The 18,571-nt window shown below is 62.9% G+C and carries 12 protein-coding genes; 5 read left to right on the plus strand and 7 right to left on the minus strand.

Annotation, left to right across the window (positions count from 1 at the left end; all coding sequences use genetic code 11):
• Position 1 precedes the first annotated feature (1 nt).
• A complete protein-coding gene (locus ACIPY5_RS15205) occupies positions 2–970 on the plus strand; it encodes an aldose 1-epimerase family protein (protein WP_400972070.1) in 969 nt (322 codons plus the stop codon).
• Between the two features lie 66 nt (positions 971–1,036).
• Here the strand turns inward: ACIPY5_RS15205 and ACIPY5_RS15210 are convergent, their stop codons facing one another.
• The 7 genes from ACIPY5_RS15210 to ACIPY5_RS15240 all read right to left on the minus strand — a co-directional run bounded on the left by ACIPY5_RS15210 (position 1,037) and on the right by ACIPY5_RS15240 (position 12,541).
• Positions 1,037–1,639 carry a TetR/AcrR family transcriptional regulator gene (locus tag ACIPY5_RS15210; protein WP_400972072.1) on the minus strand — a complete coding sequence of 201 codons (603 nt, stop codon included), beginning with the start codon at positions 1,637–1,639 and terminating at the stop codon, positions 1,037–1,039.
• A 73-nt stretch (positions 1,640–1,712) separates the two neighbouring features.
• Positions 1,713–3,176, minus strand: coding sequence for a family 43 glycosylhydrolase (locus tag ACIPY5_RS15215; RefSeq protein WP_400972074.1), 1,464 nt, complete (start codon positions 3,174–3,176; stop codon positions 1,713–1,715).
• A 246-nt stretch (positions 3,177–3,422) separates the two neighbouring features.
• A complete protein-coding gene (locus ACIPY5_RS15220) occupies positions 3,423–5,015 on the minus strand; it encodes a family 20 glycosylhydrolase (RefSeq protein WP_400972076.1) in 1,593 nt (530 codons plus the stop codon).
• Entirely contained in the window at positions 5,012–7,459 is a 2,448-nt protein-coding gene (locus tag ACIPY5_RS15225; protein ID WP_400972078.1) for a glycoside hydrolase family 2 TIM barrel-domain containing protein, read from the minus strand. The genes ACIPY5_RS15220 and ACIPY5_RS15225 overlap by 4 nt, the downstream gene beginning before the upstream one ends.
• Positions 7,460–7,500: 41 nt before the next feature.
• Positions 7,501–8,913 (minus strand): MFS transporter, encoded by a 1,413-nt coding sequence (locus ACIPY5_RS15230; RefSeq protein ID WP_400972080.1) that lies wholly within the window; start codon positions 8,911–8,913, stop codon positions 7,501–7,503.
• A gap of 161 nt (positions 8,914–9,074) precedes the next feature.
• Positions 9,075–10,106, minus strand: coding sequence for an amidohydrolase family protein (locus ACIPY5_RS15235; protein WP_400972082.1), 1,032 nt, complete (start codon positions 10,104–10,106; stop codon positions 9,075–9,077).
• Positions 10,103–12,541, minus strand: a complete 2,439-nt coding sequence (locus ACIPY5_RS15240; protein WP_400972084.1) for a glycoside hydrolase family 3 N-terminal domain-containing protein — start codon at positions 12,539–12,541, stop codon at positions 10,103–10,105. Before ACIPY5_RS15240 ends, ACIPY5_RS15235 begins: the two co-directional genes overlap by 4 nt.
• A 298-nt stretch (positions 12,542–12,839) precedes the next feature.
• Between ACIPY5_RS15240 and ACIPY5_RS15245 the strand changes: the two genes are divergently transcribed.
• Genes ACIPY5_RS15245 through ACIPY5_RS15260 form a run of 4 tightly spaced genes read left to right on the plus strand, consistent with a single transcriptional unit; the run spans position 12,840 to position 18,566 of the window.
• Positions 12,840–14,141 (plus strand): ABC transporter substrate-binding protein, encoded by a 1,302-nt coding sequence (locus ACIPY5_RS15245; protein WP_400972086.1) that lies wholly within the window; start codon positions 12,840–12,842, stop codon positions 14,139–14,141.
• Positions 14,135–15,076 (plus strand): carbohydrate ABC transporter permease, encoded by a 942-nt coding sequence (locus tag ACIPY5_RS15250; RefSeq protein WP_400972088.1) that lies wholly within the window; start codon positions 14,135–14,137, stop codon positions 15,074–15,076. Before ACIPY5_RS15245 ends, ACIPY5_RS15250 begins: the two co-directional genes overlap by 7 nt.
• On the plus strand, positions 15,073–15,948 hold the full coding sequence (locus ACIPY5_RS15255) for a carbohydrate ABC transporter permease (RefSeq protein ID WP_400972090.1): 876 nt from the start codon (positions 15,073–15,075) through the stop codon (positions 15,946–15,948). Before ACIPY5_RS15250 ends, ACIPY5_RS15255 begins: the two co-directional genes overlap by 4 nt.
• Positions 15,945–18,566: a family 78 glycoside hydrolase catalytic domain gene (locus ACIPY5_RS15260; protein WP_400972092.1), complete on the plus strand. Its 2,622-nt coding sequence runs from the start codon at positions 15,945–15,947 to the stop codon at positions 18,564–18,566. The genes ACIPY5_RS15255 and ACIPY5_RS15260 overlap by 4 nt, the downstream gene beginning before the upstream one ends.
• The last annotated feature ends 5 nt before the right edge of the window (positions 18,567–18,571 follow it).

Raw genomic sequence — 18,571 nt, forward strand, 5'->3', positions numbered from 1 at the left:
GGTGACGGATCGAGTCGTCGCTCCGGCCGCGGCGCGGCGGTCCGGGCGTCAACTCCGGATCGCCGCGCACGGCTACGAGGCCGATATCGCCTCGGTCGGCGCGACGCTGCGCCGGCTGCGGTTCGAGGGCCGCGATCTCGTGGTGCCGTTCGACGCCGACGAGCTGCGTCCGAACTATCGCGGGGCGACGCTCGCGCCGTGGCCGAACCGCATCGTCGACGGGCGCTACACATTCGGCGGCGTCGAGCAGCGGCTTCCGCTCACCGAGCCGGAGCGCGGACACGCCCTGCACGGGCTCGTCGCCTGGACCGACTTCGCCGACCGGGTCGCGGAACCGGATCGCGTCGTGCTCGCCACGACCATCGAACCGCAGGCGGGCTACCCGTTCCGTGTCGAGGTCGAGGTGGAGTACCGGGTGGGCGCCGACGGACTCACGCAGGTCGTGACCGGGCGCAACCTCGGTGCCGAACCGGCGCCCTGGGGGACGGGCCCGCATCCATACCTGGTGGCCGGACCGGACGACATGTCGACCAGCGCGCAGCCGGTCAACGGCTGGACCCTGCGCCTGCCGGCCTCCGCCGTGCTCACGGTGACCCCGGATCGGCTCAGTCCTGTCGCACTCGAACCCGTCGATGCGCACCCCGAATGGGACTTCCGCACGCCGCGGCGGATCGGTGCGACCTTCATCGATCACGCGTTCACCTCCCTCGCGCGAAACGGAGGCGTCGCAACGGTCGAGGTCCGCGCCGGAGACGGCCGCGGCGTCGCGCTCGCCTGGGACGCGGCGTGCCCCTGGGTGCAGATCCACACAGCGGACACCCCCGTGGATCCCTCGACGCATCGGATCGGGCTCGCCGTCGAACCGATGACGTGCGCGCCTGACGCGTTCAACTCGGGTGCCGGACTCGTGGTTCTCGGACCGGGCGTCGAACACATTGCGTCATGGCGTATCCACGCGCTCACGAGCTGACAGACAAACACGTCCGGTGTGAGTGACGAGCACCGCTTAGTTGGCCGTGTCAGGTCTCCGCCACGCTCAACGACGGAGCGGTTGGACAACTGAGTCGAGAAACCGCTGCAGCACGTCCGAAGGTCGAGGCCTGCGCCGATCGAAGAGCCACTGCAGATGCAAACCATCTGACAACGCTACGAAGCTCGCGGCAAGGTCGTCGACCGACAGCGACGAATCGACTAGTCCTCGTGCTGCGACAGATTCGAATGCCGCGACTACGTACTCGTGCAACATGCTGTAGCGCGCCGTGAAGTGATCGTGCGCGGGGTGCGCGGCCGAAACCGACTCAGCGATGAGGACAGCTTGAAGCTCAAGCATGTTGGGGCTGTTCTCCAGCCAACGCTGCTGATCGACAAGGGCCTGAAGCGCGGCAAGGTCGCCCGTTTCGGGGAAGCCGGCGGCAGTGCGTTCCTCGTGGCGTTCGAGGACGCCGGTCAAGAGCTCCGACTTTGACGGAAAATGGTGGACCAGTCCGCGCTCGCTGATCGCTGCCCTTGCGGCCACCTCTTTCATCGTCGCCGCAAGGAATCCTGACTCTGCGAACACGAGCTCCGCGGCTTCAAGAATGCGATCGCGGGTTGCTGCCGTCTTCGCGTATGGCCCGCGCGGCCCCTCTCGACCTGACATCGGTCCCCCTTCAGTCGCCCACATCGGTTGGCAGACGAGTCACGTCAAACTACCACCGCGGCGCGAAGTCGAATCACCCGGTCGTGTAGCTCACCGATTCGACGATGACGTTCCCATGCAGGATCTCGACGCCCCACATGCGGCCAGTGAATCCCCCCGCAACTTCCGTCGAAAGGTAACGACCGTCGAACTCGCCGAGAGGTAGTTCCGTGCCATCTGCATTGACCAGGGCGAAGCCGATCAGGTCCGGTTCGGGATGAGCACCCCATTCCGGAGCCGGTCGCTGGTGCACACTCATCTTCACCGTGAGGGGCGCATGCGTCGACGACGGCATCCGTACCGGAGCGCTGATGATCGGGCCGGCGCAAAGTGTAACCTCGATGTGTTTCTCATCGATCGTGAGCGCATACCAGTGTTCGTCGTCGATCCTGAGGATGACTCTTGCGCTCCCGCGAGAAACATCGAGGCGAAACTCTGCCGACCAGGACGGATCGAGCGCGCGCGTCAACAGGATGGGCCTCGACTCCAGCCCGGGGGTCGCCACGAGATTGAGTCCTTGGGGGCATGGCGTGCTGAATGCCGTGGGGCTAGTGCCAGGCGCCACCCAGCGTGGATGGAGACTAGCGTCGCTGAAGCCGTCCGTGAAGCTGTGGTCCCGGGCGGGAACCTGAAATCGATCCTCGCGTACGACCGGCCAACCGTCTCGCCAGTCGATGCCGGCGATGAAAGTCTCTCGGCCGTTGACGTGGAAGCCGTGCCCGATCCCTCGTGGGCGAACGCCGAGATAGACCATTGCCCACTCTCCGGTCACGGTTTGGATCAGGTCACCATGGCCCGTGTTCTGCACCGAGCTGCTGGTGCTTCGGTGAGTGAGGATCGGGTTGCCTGGAGCGCCCTCATAAGGTCCTCGTAGCGATCGTGAGCGCGCCACGCTGGCAACATGTCCGCGTTCGGTTCCGCCCTCGGCCACGAGAAGATACCACCATTTGCCAACCTTGTAGAGATGGGGGGCCTCGATGTGCGGCAGCCCCGTCCCCTCCCAGAGGATCAGCGGGTCGCTTAAGAGCTCGCCAGAGGCCAGATCGATCGGTGCGGACGCGATTCCAAGCAGGTCGGGATGAAACGACTTCCAGGACAGATGAGCTGTACCTTCGTCATCCCAAGTGAGGTCAGGATCGATCCCTACTGCGCCCGGCACGAACACGGGATCCGACCAGGGACCCTCGGCGTGATCGGCGTTGACGATCAGCTGACCATCGAATGGCCGTGAAGTGTCCGTGGTCGCGAGCCAGAACCGCCCTTTGTGGTGACGGAGTGTTGGCGCGTAGATGCCGCTGCTGGGTGTTCCAGGGGAAGGTCGCAGCTGGGAGGGGCGGTCGAGGGCGTTGCCGACCAGCTCCCATGTGACGAGGTCGTTGCTTCTGTGAATGGGTATGCCGGGGGAGTACTCAAAGCTCGACGTTGCGATGTAATAGGAGTCGCCGGCGCGGCAGATTGTCGGATCTGGATGAAAGCCGCTGATCACTGGTTCGGTCATTGTCGCCCGTTCTTCGTCCAGTCGTTGGGTTGATGTTGGGCTCACGAAAATATCGATAAGCCGCGAAATTCAGAATCATGCTTTCGAGCGCATCATCCGCGACGCGCAGCCGTACACCGTGAGGTGCTCATTCAGCAGGATCAACGACGTGCTTTCAGGCGCCGATCGACGGCGTCGACAACCACTCCGGGCCGCGTAGCCGCCCGTTCGCCGCCGTGGCCCGCGACTCGAGCTCGCATCGTCGGCTTAGCGGGGGACCGTCTCCTGATACTGCCAGGGAACTGAATCCGCTTGATACCAGGAGATGTCCGCACGTTGCCACATCAAGCTGTGTCGCGCCAGCCGCGCTCGATACTCCTCCCAACTCGAGACGCCAGAGGACCAGGCGACCTCGGCAACCGCAGGAAGCCTCGGAAGCAGCAGGGCGGCCCGTGCCCCTCTCGTATCGGCGTGCTCAGTCCAGAGCGCGGCCTCCACGCCCACTATCCGATCTGCGGGGATCGTCGGTGTCACCGTCGCCGGATCCCATTCCAGGTAGGCACCCAGCGGTGTCGGTGGATAGAGTCGCATCCCGAAGTCCTCAGAGCGTTGTCCGGGATCTAGGGAGCGATCCTGGTGGGGGCGGTCTAGATAGGCGTGTCCGGTTGGGGAAAGCACCACGCGAACACCCTTCTGCTCGATATTCCGGGCATCTCCCGCCGCCTTGCTGAAGTTCAGGGTTAGCTCCCTCAGGACGTCGGGAGGGAGCATCCTGGTCGCGAGCTCGGGCTGAGTGTCCGTTGAATCCGTCGGATCGTCGATCTCTTCCGAGCTTGAGAAGTCGATCCAATGCTGCACGAGCTGTCCGGGCTGTACACGAGCGCGGCTGATCTCCTGCCAGCCGATCGGGATCTTTCCGCAGGCGACGGTGCGCTCGAGGACCCGCTCCACGAAGGAAACGTGCGCTGCATCGTCCATTCCGAAAGCCTCATCGCCGCCGACGTGGAGGTAAGGGCCGGCAGTGACGGACGCCAAAGCCTCCACAATGTCGTCAACGAACCTCCACGCCGTTGCAGAGGCGGGATCCAGATTCGCTCGTGGGAAGGGGCGATCAAGCTCCGATACCGCAAGCCTGTTCAGTTCAGGATAGGCGCGGATGGCAGCTCCGACGTGCCCAGGCAGGTCGATCTCTGGGATAACGGTAATGAAACGATCGGCGGCGTAGCGACTCAATTCGGCCAGGTCAGAGGCCGTGTAGTAAGACGAGCCCGTGCCGGTGAGACGTGGCCATCCGGGCATTTCAAGCCGCCAGCCTTCGTTGTCGCTCAGATGCAGGTGGAGAACGTTGACCTTGTACAGGGAGAGGACATCGATGATGCTGCGGATCTCGTCGACCGGAACGAACGAACGTGCGGTGTCCAGCGAGAGTCCGCGCCATCCATACCGTGCTGCGTCCACCACCTGAAGGTGAGGAATGGTGCGACCCAGCGTCGCGAAGAGCTGCACAATCGTGGTCAGGCCTCGATGAAGGCCCTCGGCAGAGTCCGACGTCACGAGAACGCCAGAGCCATCGATAGTGAGTGCGTAGGCGCCATCCGCGCTCACCGACTCAGGGGACAACCCAGTGCGGTCGCCCTCGCTCTGCAACTCGATCCGGACACCGATCTCGGAGTTGGGTGTTGCGCTCGGCCGGCTCAGGTCGATCCCTGCCCATCTCTGGAGATCATCGCGGAACCGTGTGGCGACGGTGAATGCAGAAGGATGATTGAAAGTGATGCAACTGATTGCATCGATTGCTAGCTCACCCCTATTGACGGAGAGGTCGGCCGGTCTCGGGATAATCGGGAGGGACTCGATCAAGGGACGACCTCGATTTCGACCTTCGCGAGGGCAAGATCGCCTGCGGATGCGGACACGCGAATAGTCCCCTCGCGTGTTGGACGGATGATGGCCAGGAGGCGTCCGCGAAACGCGCGATGGGTGGACTCACCGAACGGCTCGGGATTATCTGGTCGAGCACTCCCGAGCGCCTGCAGGACGCCGGCACCTTCGACCATGACCGTTACGCTGCGTTCGTCTGAAGCGATCAGCGTTTCCGCTTCGTCGACGAGTTCGATGGGGAGATAGACCAGGCTCCCCGAGTTCAGTCGAAGCGAACGGACCTCTGGGCTAAGGCGTAACCGGGTGTTCCCGAACCGCGATCGCAGCGTGGTGCGTCCGGTTTCGGTCCCTCCCGACCATCCGACAGCAACAAGCTCGCCGGGCTCATATGCGACATTGAAAAGGGCGGTGAATCGATGGTTCGGGCCCGCCGGGCGGCGGCCGAGAGTCTGGCCGTTCAGGAGCAGTTCGACTTCATCGTCGGCAGAGTAGACCTCGGTCACGATCGGGCTACCCGTCTCAACGCCCCAGTCCCAGGAGCCTTGACTGTCCGACCAAGCCCAGCCGCCCGTAATCTGGCTGAGGCCGATGGACTCGGGGCTGCGGACAGCGATGTACGGCGCCGCCCTCAAACCGAACACGATCTCGCGGAAATAGGACGCTGGGCGACGGAACCCAGTGATATCGAAGTCACCGCACCATGCGAGAAGCCATGGGAACGGTGCCTCGAGTTCGAGAGACTCGCCTTGGTACCGGGGGCGTCCGATGCCGACTTCACCGATGTAGTCCCATCCGGTCCAGGTGAAGTCTCCGATGACGTTGGCATGCCGCTGTACCAGGGGCCAGTTGTGGGCGATTCGAGCAGGGTAGGTCTCGCTGCCGACGATGATGCGTCGAGGGCGCTCTTGCGCGTCGAGGTCGTAGCGGGCGTCCCCATAGTTCATACCGGCCACGTCTAGGATGCCGAACGACTCGGCAGTTCGAGCGGTCACGAGTGGCGAACGGCTGAGCTGGTTCATGCCGTCCATGGTGTCTTCAGCACTCATCGCATCGTTGACTCCGCCGAAGCCAGTGCCCTGTTCACCTGTCTCGTTTCCGAACGTGCCTGATTGCATCATTCTTACGACGTCGTCGATGACAGAGACGAATCCGTTGATTCCGTTCGTCACGAAGCGATCAGGGTCCAGCGACTTCACCTTCTCGTACATCCGGCGACCGAGTTCGGCCCCGAACCCGTCTCCGGTTTCCGGAATCTCGTTCCCAATCGAGTAGAACATCACGCTCGGATGAGTTCGGTCGCGCCTGACCATGGCTTCGAGATCGCGCTCCCACCACTCGGGGAAGGCGATCGAGTAGTCGAAGGACGACTTCTGTACGGTCCAAACATCGAAGGACTCGTCCATCACGATCATTCCCAGTGCGTCGCATGCGTCGAGCATTGCTTCGCTTACGGGATTATGCGAGCTCCGGATCGCGTTGAACCCCGCCTCTTTGAGGAGTCGGATCTTACGGAACTCGGCATCGGCGAAAGCCGCGGTGCCAAGCAGGCCGTTGTCGTGATGTATGCACGCGCCGCGCAACTTCACAGGCGCGCCGTTGATACGCAGGCCTCGTCGTGGGTCCAGGTCCAGGGTTCGGATCCCGACATGAAGTTCAGTCGAGTCGAACGCTGTTCCGTCATCCAACAACTCCACGGTAGCGCCATACAAGTAGGGGTCGTCGACGCTCCAGCGGTGCGGGTCATCCACGTAGGCGCGGATGCGAACGAACGCGGTGGCCTGTGGAAGCACCGTCACGGGCTCCGCGGCGTCGGCAATCGTCAGCCCGTTCTGGGCCGTGAGCCGGACGCACGCTTCAACGGTTCGCGTCTGCCGTGTGAGGTTCGCGACGGGGAATGCGAACTCGACCACGGCCAGCTCGTCATCGATGGCAGGGGTCGTCACCTGGAGGTCGTTGGCGCGGATGTGGACCAGGTCGCGAACCTCAAGTCGAACGTCCCTGTATATGCCCGCGCCGGCGTACCAGCGTGAGTCGTCATGGGTGCGCATCTCCACACGCACGATGTTGGGCTCGCCATAGCGCAGGTACGGATCGAGGACAGCGTCGAACGGCATGTAGCCGTTGGCTCGATGTGTGACAAGGGTCCCGTTCAGATACACCATCGCATCTCGGTAGACCCCGTCGAAATGGAGGATGACGTGCTTACTGTGCCACAGGTCGGGAACGTCGAACGTCTTCGAGTACTGGAATGCGGCGCTAGGGAAGAACGCTCCCTTGCCACGGTTCTCGGTCGCCCGGGGCATGGTGATCAATGCGTCATGCGGCAGCGCGACTATCTGGGATTCCGTTGCGCCGCCGAGTTTGGCGAACAAACTGACTTGCGGTGCAACGGCCCAGTCGTGGTTGAAGTTGATGATGGTCATACGTGAGCTCCGTGGTGAGGCTGAGGGATATTGTGGGAGTTTCAGCGGACCGCTTTGACTTTGATGTAGATGATCAGCGCGCCCATCAGGGCGAATGCACCGGCCAAGAGATACAAGAGGGTGTAGTTCTTCGCATCTGTGGTCGCCCCGAACGTAATGACGAGCGCAGCGATCAAGGGCGCGATGATGTTGGGGATACCCTGCGAGAAGGCCATGAGTGCGTTGTAGCGCCCGGCATCCGTGTCCCGTTCCGGAAGGACATCAAGGACGATCGCCTGATCGACCGCGCTGAAGACTCCGACGCCGAGATTGGTCACGAGCATCCCGATGCTCAAACCAACGATGTCGCTCGCGACCGCGACGATGACGGAACCCGCCGCGAACCCGAGCGCGCCGATAAGGATGAAGATGCGTCGTCGCTTGAGCTTGTCGGACAGGAAACCACTGCCGAGACCGCCGACGATGCCACCAATGATGCCCAGCATCGAGATACCAGCCACAACGCCTGCGACTTTCTCGACAGGCATCCCGAGCCGCTGGGCGAAGAAGAAGGTCGTATACGTGGTGCTGCCTGTGATGCCCATGAAGAAGACGAGCCTGCCGAGCCAGTTCCATGCGTAGGCCGGGTACTTGCGCGGGTTGAACACGTACTTGGAAGCGACCGTGCCGAACGAGACCGGCGCCAGCACTTTTCCGCGGGTGTCGGGGTCTTTCATGAGCACGGCGAAGAGCGTGACGAGTACCGCCGCAACGACACCCGGAACTACGAACAGCAGCATCTGGCTTCCGACCAGCGTCGACGCCAGCGCCACGCCGAGCACCGGAGCCGCCATGGTGGCGAAGCCGGTCAATCCCGCAACTCGACCTCGCTGAGATGGCGGAAGCCGGTCGGCCTGGACATTGATCAGTGCCAGCGCAACCGTGTTGAGGCCGGTCGCCGTGACGCTCCATCCTGCGTACAGGAGCCCGATATTGTCCGCGATGCCTAGGATCGCGAGGCCTGCGAGACCGACGAGAACGCCGCCGATCAGGAACTGACGTCGCCTGCCGAATCGAGACCGTGTTCGGTCGCTCCAAACGCCGAGCGCGGGGCCAGTGATCATCCCTCCCAAGGCGCCGACGGCAGCGAGGCCGCCAAGAACTTGCTCTTGACCGGGAGCGATGCGGGCGAGCGCGACAGAGAGCGAAAAGGCCGACGGCAGGATGAAAGCCAGCATCGTGGCGAACGTCGCCAGGGTGACTCCTGCGATGAAAACCGCCCCGACCTTCGGTGGTTCGGTGGGGGTGCTGACTGCGGCAGTTTGAGGTGCGATCTGGCGGTTGGCCGGAAGAGGCGCCGGTGTTGCGGTGGTGGCCGAGACGCGGTCGTATGTCGGCCCGTGATGCTCGACGTTAGATGGTGTCGTGTTGGCCGTTCCGTGAGTCTGCTCTGTTGGCTTGGTGGCTTCTGACATGGGGATCCTCCTCGATCCGAATGGCCGCATTAGCGTCCGCTAGGTGCTGGAGGACGACGCTAGCATAAATTACGCGCCAAAACGGTAAATTCATTGACCCGAAACGACCGAGCGCACCCAGCAGGAACCGGGTGCGCTCGGCAAAAAGATCCCTCGAGGGTTCAGTCGAGGCGGTAAATACGCTCAGCGTTCGTGGAGGCTAGCTTCCGGAAGTCCTGCCGTGAAGTTGTCGTCCAAATCACGGACAACAACTCTCGCGCAATGCACCGACCAGCGAGGCCACCGGCGGCTGCCATCGCAGCCTGCATCGCTGCCGCGGTCTCGGCATCGATGTCGTCGAACGGGGAACCGCTCGCCAGCTCAGTTGCGGCTGGCGTCGGCGCCTCGACGCTGCCACGCCCATCTGCGCATCCGCAGTCGCTGCCAAACATCAACTTCCCGCTGTGTCTTGTGAGAAAGTCGGCCGTGAAGTCTCGATCGCGCGTGAGCTGGAGCAGCGCGGACGGCGCACCGAGATCACCGAACATGTTGGGATACTCGCTGAGAAGTCGATCTGACAGTCCTCCTGGTGAGACCCGATCAGTCAAGTATTGGCCACCATCGCGATATCGGGAGTCGATACCGCCCCAGAAGTCTGGTGCGTGGCAGACGAAGCGTGTAGACGGGTACTTCTTGAGCATTGACTCGATTCGGCTGAAGCCTCTGATCCCGTAGACGGGCTGCCCGGGCACCACCGCCTCTTGGAAGTGCATCATGACGGGAACGTCGAGCTCCGAGGCAAGGGCATAGACGCGCTGAAGGGCGGGCCCATCGACTTCGACCGCGCCCACGGTCTCAGCGAACCCCTTCCAGCCCTGATCTTGCAGGTTCCTCAGAGCGGTCCGCGTATCGGCTGCGGTCACGATCGAGAGAGCCGCGGACATTTCGAAGGCGGAACTGTTTCGACCAGCGCCTGGCCTTTCGCCGGGAATCAGCTGTGGGCCTCGTGCCCACCCCGCGAACCGGCCCGGATGTTCGGCGTGCGAATCGCTGTACCGATCCTCAAAATCGTCGAACGCGAGGACAAGAGCGCTGGAGACGCCAGAACCATCCAGATGCGCGATCATCGCTTCCAACGTTGGGCGCTCATGGAAGTGGCAGTCGATCACCCGCTCCGCCGCCCATGGCGTCTCGGCAACCGTGTCCACAGTCATCGGACGTCCCCGGCTGGAGTCAGCGGGGTCGAGGCTTCGTCGAGGCGCACTTCTGCGAAGAAGACTCGGTCAGCGCTGGTCAGGAGCCGAGTGGTCCCTTCCACCTCGAAGGCCCCCTCCGCTCGTGCGTTGTCAGAGTCAAAGCCGAGGAACCAATCGACCTTAGATGGCTCGATCGCGAAGTCGTGCGTCAGATTCGTGAAGGCGAGTTGCTCGGCGTGCACGGTGAACGTCACCATCCGCGACTCGCCTGCCGCGAGATCAAGCCGCACGAATCCACCCAGCTGTTGGGCGGGACGCGTGACGCCAGCGGTGTTAACTCGGAGATAGAGCTGAACAGTGGTCGCTCCGGATCTGTCGCCAGTATTCGTGACGAGAGCCTGCACAGTTGCGGAGCCGTGCATGTCGACCTGTGTGTCGCTCCGGGCGTGAGTGAGAGCGAACTCGGTGAAACTCAAGCCATGGCCAAAAGGAAACAGCGGTCCCGCATCCATGTCGAGGTAGAGATTCTGGACGCCCGGAGGCAATGGATTCCGATGCCCGGTACCAGCGACCTTGTGGTGGTACACCGGAATCTGTCCGGTGTGACGGGGGACGCTGTAGGGGAGCTTGCCGCTGGGATTCACCTGACCGAACAGGACATCGGCCACGGCGCTCGGTCCGAACGGGCCGGCGTATGTCGAGACAAGGATCGCGTCGGCACCGAGAACCGAGTCGGGAAGCGTGTAGGCCCGCCCCTGAACGAGGACGACCGCCAGCGGGGTACCCGTCGCGGCAACAGCGTCGGCAAGGCGTTGCTGGGCTGCGGGGAGTGCGATGTCAGCGGAGTCGCTGCCTTCTCCCTCGGTTCGTTCGCCGTTGAACCAGAGGCTGGCACCGCCCAGAGCGAGCACGACGACATCCGCGGCCTTCGCGGTCTCGACTGCCTGATCGAACTGTTCTGCCGAAAGGTCGGTGGTGAGAGTGCTGCCCGGCGCACTCACTGTTTCGGCGGAATAGCGTGTCACGGCCTCAACAAGTGAGCTGGCATTGAGCGTCTCGCGCACATATTCCGCCGCGCCCACGGCGGGCAGCAAGGAGTCGTTCCAATGTGCCATCCCGGGGTCGGCGCCGACCATGTTGCCGAGCGCGCCGGAAGACATCTTCACCATCATCTCCCTGAACGCAGGATAGGTGTAAGTCGGGAACTGGAGCTCGACCGCGTCCGCGTGGGGGCCGATCACTGCCACTCGCAGACCGTCCTTGGCAAGGGGGAGGAGCCCGTCGTTCTTGACTAGCACGACCGAGCGGCGTGCCAGCTCTTCCGAGAGCTCCCGGCCCTCGTCGGCGACGTCTGTCACCTCGATGCGCTCGGCTGGGTACGGGTTCTCGAACAGCCCGACCTTGAACTTCGCAGCGAGGACGCGGCGGACCGCGGCGTCGACGAATGCAATCTCCACAGCGCCCCGTTCTACTTCCTCGGCGAGTGTGTCGCCGAAACCGAACGGCGTCGGGAACTCCGTGTCGAGTCCGGCCTCGATCGCAAGGCGCCCGGCTTCCGCGGGAGTCCGGGCGGCTCGCTGCCGGTGTACGAGCTGCTCCAGAGTGCCGTAGTCGGAGGAAACGAACCCATCGAAGCCGAGGGTTCCTCGGAGCAGATCAGTGAGCACCTCGCGCGATGCGCCTACAGGTACGCGATCGACATCCGCGTACGCGTTCATTACCGACCCGAGACCCGCCATCTGGATCGCAGCCTCGAACGGGAAAGCGAACACGTCCCGAAGTCGTCTGGATCCCGTCTCCGCGCCGGACAGGTTCACTCCGCCCTCGGCCAGACCGTACGCGAGGAAGTGCTTCGCTGTGGCGATCACTCCATCGCGGAGGTCCGCACCTTGCAAGCCGTGTGTGTATGCGACCGACATCGCCCCACTCAGATACGGATCCTCGCCGTACGTCTCATGCACCCGGCCCCAGCGTGGATCGAGCGCAACATCCATCACTGGTGCCAGTGCTTGCCGGAAACCAGCGCGTCGCATCTGCTGTCGGATGATGTCGGCCATGTCCTGAACGAGGTCAGGGCTCCACGTGGCGGCCAGACCGATGCCTGTCGGAAACACCATGTGGCGTCCGGCGAGGAAACCGTTGAGCGCCTCGGCGTGGATGAGGAGCGGTATGCCCAGGCGGGTGCCTTCCACGACTCGTCTCTGCATGAGTTCGACCAACTGAACCAGTTCCGTTGGGTCGTCGATGCCGAAGTTGGAAACATGCCCCGGGGACATGTCGAGCGTCGCCTGCAGATTCGTTGGGGCGGAACCGTCGGGATTGACAAGCGCCCAGGGAGCCACAGAGATGAGCTGATTCGTCTTCTCTCGAAGCGTCATCACCTCAAGAAGACGTTCGACTCGGCCTTCGACTGGCATTGATGTGTCGAGGTGGGGGCGGTACTTGTCGGACATGGCACTCCGTTGTTCTCCGACGAGGGCGCCTGAATCAGGTCCTCGTCGCTCGTGGTCCGTTGCAGACAGCAGGGCAATAAAGGTCTATCCGGCTGACGGCGTCGCTGCCAGGGGCATGCGCAATATTCGCGGGAGTCTGTTGGATGCGCAATCCACGCAATATTGCGTGGATTGCGCATCCATGCGTTGACACCGTCCGAGAGGCGAACTTAGCCTGATCGGCGTCGTTCCGTAGAACGGTCTACACAGTAACTGCCGAAGCCTGCGAGGCATCGGCGCGAACCCAATGGAGGGTGAAATGAATCGCAGAACGAAGCTGGCTGCTGCAGCCGTCTCGGCAGCCTTCGTCGTCGGCTTGGTTGGTTGTTCCAACCCCGTCGGCGGCGGCTCGGACTCCGGAAACGGTGATGCAGCCCCGGCCAAGAGCATCACGATCTGGCACAACACCGCTGACTCGCCGGCGCTGTTGAACCTGTACAAGAACTTCACCAAAGCGACCGGAATCAAGGTTGATCTGGTCGACATCCCGTCGAACTCCTTCGAGACCACCACTCAAACCAAGTGGACGACCGGCGACAAGCCGGACATTCTCGAGTACCACCCGACGGCCGCGGCCATCCTGCAGTTCAACCCGTCGAGCTTCCAGGATCTCTCGTCGCAGGACTTCGTCGGCAAGTCGGGCGACCTCTACAAGAGCGCGGGCTCGTACAACGGCAAGGTCTACGCTGCGATCACGCAGCTCCCCAGCATCTTCGGCATGTACTACAACAAGGCCGCCTTGCAGAAGGCGGGCGTGGATGTCCCTAAGAACTGGGACGATCTCCTCGGCGCCTGCAAGGCACTGAACTCTGTTGGCATCACCCCGATCTACGAATCGGGCAACAGCCAGTGGCCGACTCAGATCCTGCCCGCGTCTTACGTCGCCGACAGTAACAAGAGCAATGAGTACGGGCAGGCCCTCTTCGAGAACAAGCAGAAGGTCAACGACCCGAGCGGCGCAATGGTCAAGGGCATCGAGGCGTACAAGTCTCTGCAGGACGCCGGCTGCTTCCAGAAGGACTTCGCAACCGGAACGTTCGAGAAGTCGACCGATGCGGTCTACACCGGTTCTGCTGCGATGACCGCACTGCACTCGGACGCGCTGACTCAGTTCGAGCAGACTGCAGGAAGCGCGGAGAAGGTCTCCGAAGCGGTTGGCTTCACTGGCGTCTCCGCCAAGAACTCCACCGCCTGGTATAGCCCCAGCCCGCTGGGAAGCTACTACGCGCCGAAGACGGGCGACAAGTCGCGACAGGCTGCCGCGCTCAAGTTCATCCAGTACGCGACGGGTGAGGGCTACGCGAAGCTGATCGAGGAGGGTAAGACCTACCCCGTGATCCAGGGGGTTGCCGACCCCACAGGCCTGGCCCCGATCCAGAAGCAGTTCAAGGAAGCGTACGACAGCGGCGCAACCGTCGGCGTCAACCTTCCTGGATGGAACACCTTCACGGCGGAACTGAGCAAGCTCCTCAACGGACAGGAGACCGCGCAGCAGGTCGCTGACAACATGGAGGCCAGCGTGCAGCAGGCCGCGAAGGCGGCGAGTCTTCCCGGATGGTGATCTCCGCTGTAGAGGCGAACGAGCAGTCGGCTGGGGGGCGTCGCGTGCGGCGCTCCCCAGCGGGGGCCAGCCGAGGGCGCCGTCCCGTCCGCTGGTTCTGGTTCCTGCTGCCGGCGCTGGCTCTCGTCCTTGTGTTCTTCATCGTTCCGTTCGTTCTGAATATCCCGTTCGCCTTCACGCAGTGGACCGCGTACAGCCCCGAGATTAAGTTCAACGGGCTCGACAACTTCCTCTTCCTGTGGAAGAACGGCACGCTCGGCAACGCGGTCGTCGTAACGCTGGCCTATGCGGTGATCGCGATGGCTGTCCAGAATGGCATCGCGATGTCGCTCGCTCTGACCCTCCGCAAGACCACCCGGATCAACTCCGTGTATCGGTCGATCTTCTTCCTCCCAGTTCTCATCTCACCGCTTGCCGCTGGGTTCATCTGGCGCGGGATTGTCGACCCGCAGGGGCCGCTGAACGCCGTGATCGCCTGGATCGTCCCCGGGTTCGATTACGCATGGTTGGGACACCCCATCAGCGCGCTTGTCACCGTGGCCTTCATCGACGGCTGGAAATGGTCAGGGATTGCCACGCTCGTCTACATCGCAGGCCTCAACAGCATTCCCGACGAGTTGATGGAGGCGGCCTCACTCGATGGGGCCGGCCCCTGGAAACGCTTCTGGCGCATCAGCTTCCCTCTGCTCGCGCCAGCATTCACATTCAACATCGCCACGACACTCATTGGCGCGCTGAGTGCGTACGACGTCATCGCATCGACGACGAGCGGCGGCCCCGGCAACTCGACTACGACTATCAACGTAGCCCTTCAGCAGCAGTTCGGCTCGAGCTTCTACGGCACTGCCAGCTCCCTGGGCCTGACCGTAACCATCCTCGTCATCGCGATCGCCGTTCCGCTCGTGTCCTGGCTCCGGAAAAGAGAAGTCGCATGAGCACCGTCACTGCAACAGTCCCGGCTGTCACCTCTCAACGTTCCACCCTGCGCTGGCAGAGCGTCGTCAAGTACATGCTTCTTACGCTCTTCGCAGTCCCCTGGGTGGGAGTTCCCCTTTGGCTCCTGGTCGTGAACTCGTTCAAGACCGTCGGTGAGGCGTCCCAGCTCACGCTCGCCCTTCCCACGAAATGGGCGATAGCTGAGAACTACACGGCGGTGTTCGTCGCCGGCAACTACCTCACTGGGTTGAAGAACAGTCTCCTTGTCGCGATCCCGACGATCATCGTCGTACTTTTCCTGGGCTCGCTCGCGGCGTGGGCGTATGCGCGAAGCAAATCTAAGGTGACGCAGGTGTTCTTTTACATCACGGCGCTATCGATCCTGCTCCCGCCGGCGATCATCCCGACCATCTACGTGCTCAGCACACTGCATCTCGATGGTTCGGTATGGGGCTATGCCCTGATGCAGATGGGTACGCGTATCGGAGGCGTCATCTTCCTCACGACAGGGTTCGTCCGTGGCTTGCCCACCGACCTCGAAGAGGCGGCCGCCATCGATGGCGCATCGCGAATGCGCACCTACTTCTCGGTGATGCTGCCTCTTCTGCGGCCGATCCTCTTCGTCGGAGCGGTGCTTCTTGTGATCAGCGTCTGGAACGACTTCTTCTTCGGTCTGCTCCTCCTTCGTGGGGGCGACAACGCCACGCTGCCGCTGACGATGTACTCATTCGCCAGCTCTGGCGAGCACGGACTGAACTGGAACCTCGTCTTCGCGCACGTCGTGATGACGAGCCTGCCACTCGTCGTGGCATATCTATTCGCTCAGCGTCAGGTGCTGGCGGGACTCACGGAAGGGTCGTTGAAGGGGTGACTTCCGGCACAGAACGGTGGGCGGTGTCGTTCGAGCATCGCTCGCCCGCACTCGGCGTCGGGACGCCGCGGCCACGCATCTCCTGGACGCTACCGGCCGACGTTTCTCAGCAGGCCGGGTACGAGATCGAGGTGACGAGCGAGGACGGCACGCGTTGGATTGAGCAGGTCGAAACCACGGCACAAACCCTTGTGCCGTGGATAGGCCCGGACCTCGCATCCCGTGATCGTCGTTCCGTTCGGGTGCGAGTCTTCGATGAGAGCGGCACGATGTCTCGTTGGAGCGATGCGGCTGCTCTCGAGGCAGGTCTCTTCGAACCGAGCGACTGGACAGCGCGGTACATCACCGCTGCAGATCCCGTGGACAGCCCCGTGGTCTTGCGAAGCATGTTCAACGCCACGCTTCCTGTCGTCAGGGCGCGTCTTTACGTCGCGTACCGAGGAATAGGGGAGATTCGACTCAATGGCGTCGCCGCATCCGACGAGGTGCTCGCGCCGGGGTGGCAGTCGTATCATCACCGGGAGCTCTACTCCACGATCGATGTGACCGAGAGCATTCAGGACGGCTGGAACGAGATCGAGGTTCTGCTCGGAGACGGGTGGTTCCGCGGCCGCCTCGGATTCCTCCAGCAACGTGCACTCTATGGTGACCGCGTAGAAGCGCTGGCGCAGATCGAACTTGACTACGGTCACGGTAGACGCGCCGTTTTCGGGACCGGGGACGGTTGGCGGTGGGCGCCCGGGCCGATTCAATCGGCAGGGCTCTACGACGGTGAAACGTATGACGCTCGAGCCGAGCTGGACGATTGGGTCGACGGATACGCCGACAACAGCGAATGGTCGCCGGTGGTGGTCCTCGACGGCCCACCTGAGCGTCTCGAGGCTCCAGTCGGACCGCCAGTACGGCGCATTGACACTGTCGCGCCTGTCAGGATCTTCCGCTCGCCTTCGGGAAGGACGCTGGTCGATTTCGGGCAGAACGTAGTCGGATGGCTGCGACTGTCGATCGAAGGCGCGGCAGGCACGATGATCACGCTCCGTCACGCCGAGGTACTCGAAGACGGCGAACTTGGAATCAGACCGCTTCGGAGCGCTGCTGCCACAGACAGATATGTGCTGAGAGGGGGCGGGCGGGAGATCTGGGAGCCGCGATTCACCTATCACGGATTCCGCTACGTTGAGGTCGAAGGGTGGCCTGCGGAAGGCCCTCGGCTTGACGACCTAGAGGCTGTGGTCTTGCACAGCGACATGGAGCGAACTGGCTGGTTCTCGTCCTCTCATGCCGATCTCAACCAACTCCACAACAACGTGCTGTGGAGTATGCGGGGGAACTTCGTCAGCATTCCCACCGACTGCCCGCAAAGGGATGAACGCCTCGGCTGGACAGGGGATATCAGCGTGTTCGCACCCACCGCGACATACCTGTATGACTGCATCGGTATGCTCCGCTCCTGGCTGCGAGACCTTGCTCTAGAACAGCATGCAGACGGTCTGGTTCCCTTCTTCGTGCCAGATGTACCTTTCACTGAGGATGTCAAGGACGTTCCTGGGTTGGCGCTCTCCCACACCGCAGTGTGGGGGGACGCTGCTGTGCTCGTTCCGTTCGCGCTTTACCGCGCCAGCGGAGATCTTGAGATCCTGGAAACCCAATGGATCTCGATGAAACGGTGGGTTGACGGAGTGGCGAGGCTCGCCGGCGATTCGCTCGTCTGGGACCAGGGCTTCCAATTCGGTGATTGGCTCGACCCCACTGCACCCCCTGACAACCCTGCTGCGGGCGCCACTGAACCGGCACTCGTCGCGACTGCCTACTTCGCCAACTCTGCGAAGATGCTCGCGGAGGCCGCTAACCTAACTGGGCGGCTAGACGACCAACAGAAGTACGCCGAGCTCGCCGCGGCCGTCGCAGCCGCGTTCCGCGATCGATTCTTGACCGAGTCGCTGCGCCTTTCCAGCGACACACAAACGGCATATGCCATCGCGCTCTGCTTCGACCTGCTGGAAACTGAACAACAGCGCCGCACAGCGGCGCAGCGCCTCGTCGCTCTGGTCCGGGAATCGGGGCATCGAATCGCGACCGGGTTCGTCGGCACAGCTCTTATACTCGATGCGCTCACTGCAGCCGACGCTCTCGAGGACGCATACTCGCTACTGTTGCAGACCGAATGCCCCTCCTGGCTCTACCCTGTCCGGATGGGCGCGACAACCGTATGGGAGCGTTGGGACAGCATGCTTCCTGACGGCTCGATCAATCCGGGCGAGATGACGTCCTTCAATCACTACGCGCTCGGCGCGGTGGCGGACTGGATGCATCGAGTCATTGGCGGTCTGTCGTCAGACGCGCCCGGTTGGTCCCGCATCAGAATCTCACCCCGTCCTCATCCGTCGATCACGCAGGCCCAGACGTCTCACATGACTCCCTTCGGTCTGGCCGCGGTGGAGTGGCGAACCAGCAGGGGCGCGCTCGATCTGGAGGTGGTCGTTCCGCCAGGTGCGACGGCGGTCGTGGATCTGCCCGGTATCCCCAGGCGGCCTCTGGGCCCAGGGAGATACGTCGTCCACCAGCCGGCTCACGGGCACGATCTCGTCATTTCCGAACGTCAGACGGTGGATGCGTGACGGAT

Origin of the sequence: Microbacterium sp. NPDC089698 (assembly GCF_044749045.1) — a bacterium.
GTDB lineage: Bacteria > Actinomycetota > Actinomycetes > Actinomycetales > Microbacteriaceae > Microbacterium.

Coding starts and splice junctions, on each gene's coding strand:
- ACIPY5_RS15225 (WP_400972078.1), bottom strand. CDS start 7,459: ATGACCATCATCAACTTCAACCACGACTGGGCCGTTGCACCGCAAGTC.
- ACIPY5_RS15240 (WP_400972084.1), bottom strand. CDS start 12,541: ATGTCCGACAAGTACCGCCCCCACCTCGACACATCAATGCCAGTCGAA.
- ACIPY5_RS15210 (WP_400972072.1), bottom strand. CDS start 1,639: ATGTCAGGTCGAGAGGGGCCGCGCGGGCCATACGCGAAGACGGCAGCA.
- ACIPY5_RS15215 (WP_400972074.1), bottom strand. CDS start 3,176: ATGACCGAACCAGTGATCAGCGGCTTTCATCCAGATCCGACAATCTGC.
- ACIPY5_RS15255 (WP_400972090.1), top strand. CDS start 15,073: ATGAGCACCGTCACTGCAACAGTCCCGGCTGTCACCTCTCAACGTTCC.
- ACIPY5_RS15230 (WP_400972080.1), bottom strand. CDS start 8,913: ATGTCAGAAGCCACCAAGCCAACAGAGCAGACTCACGGAACGGCCAAC.
- ACIPY5_RS15235 (WP_400972082.1), bottom strand. CDS start 10,106: ATGACTGTGGACACGGTTGCCGAGACGCCATGGGCGGCGGAGCGGGTG.
- ACIPY5_RS15250 (WP_400972088.1), top strand. CDS start 14,135: ATGGTGATCTCCGCTGTAGAGGCGAACGAGCAGTCGGCTGGGGGGCGT.
- ACIPY5_RS15245 (WP_400972086.1), top strand. CDS start 12,840: ATGAATCGCAGAACGAAGCTGGCTGCTGCAGCCGTCTCGGCAGCCTTC.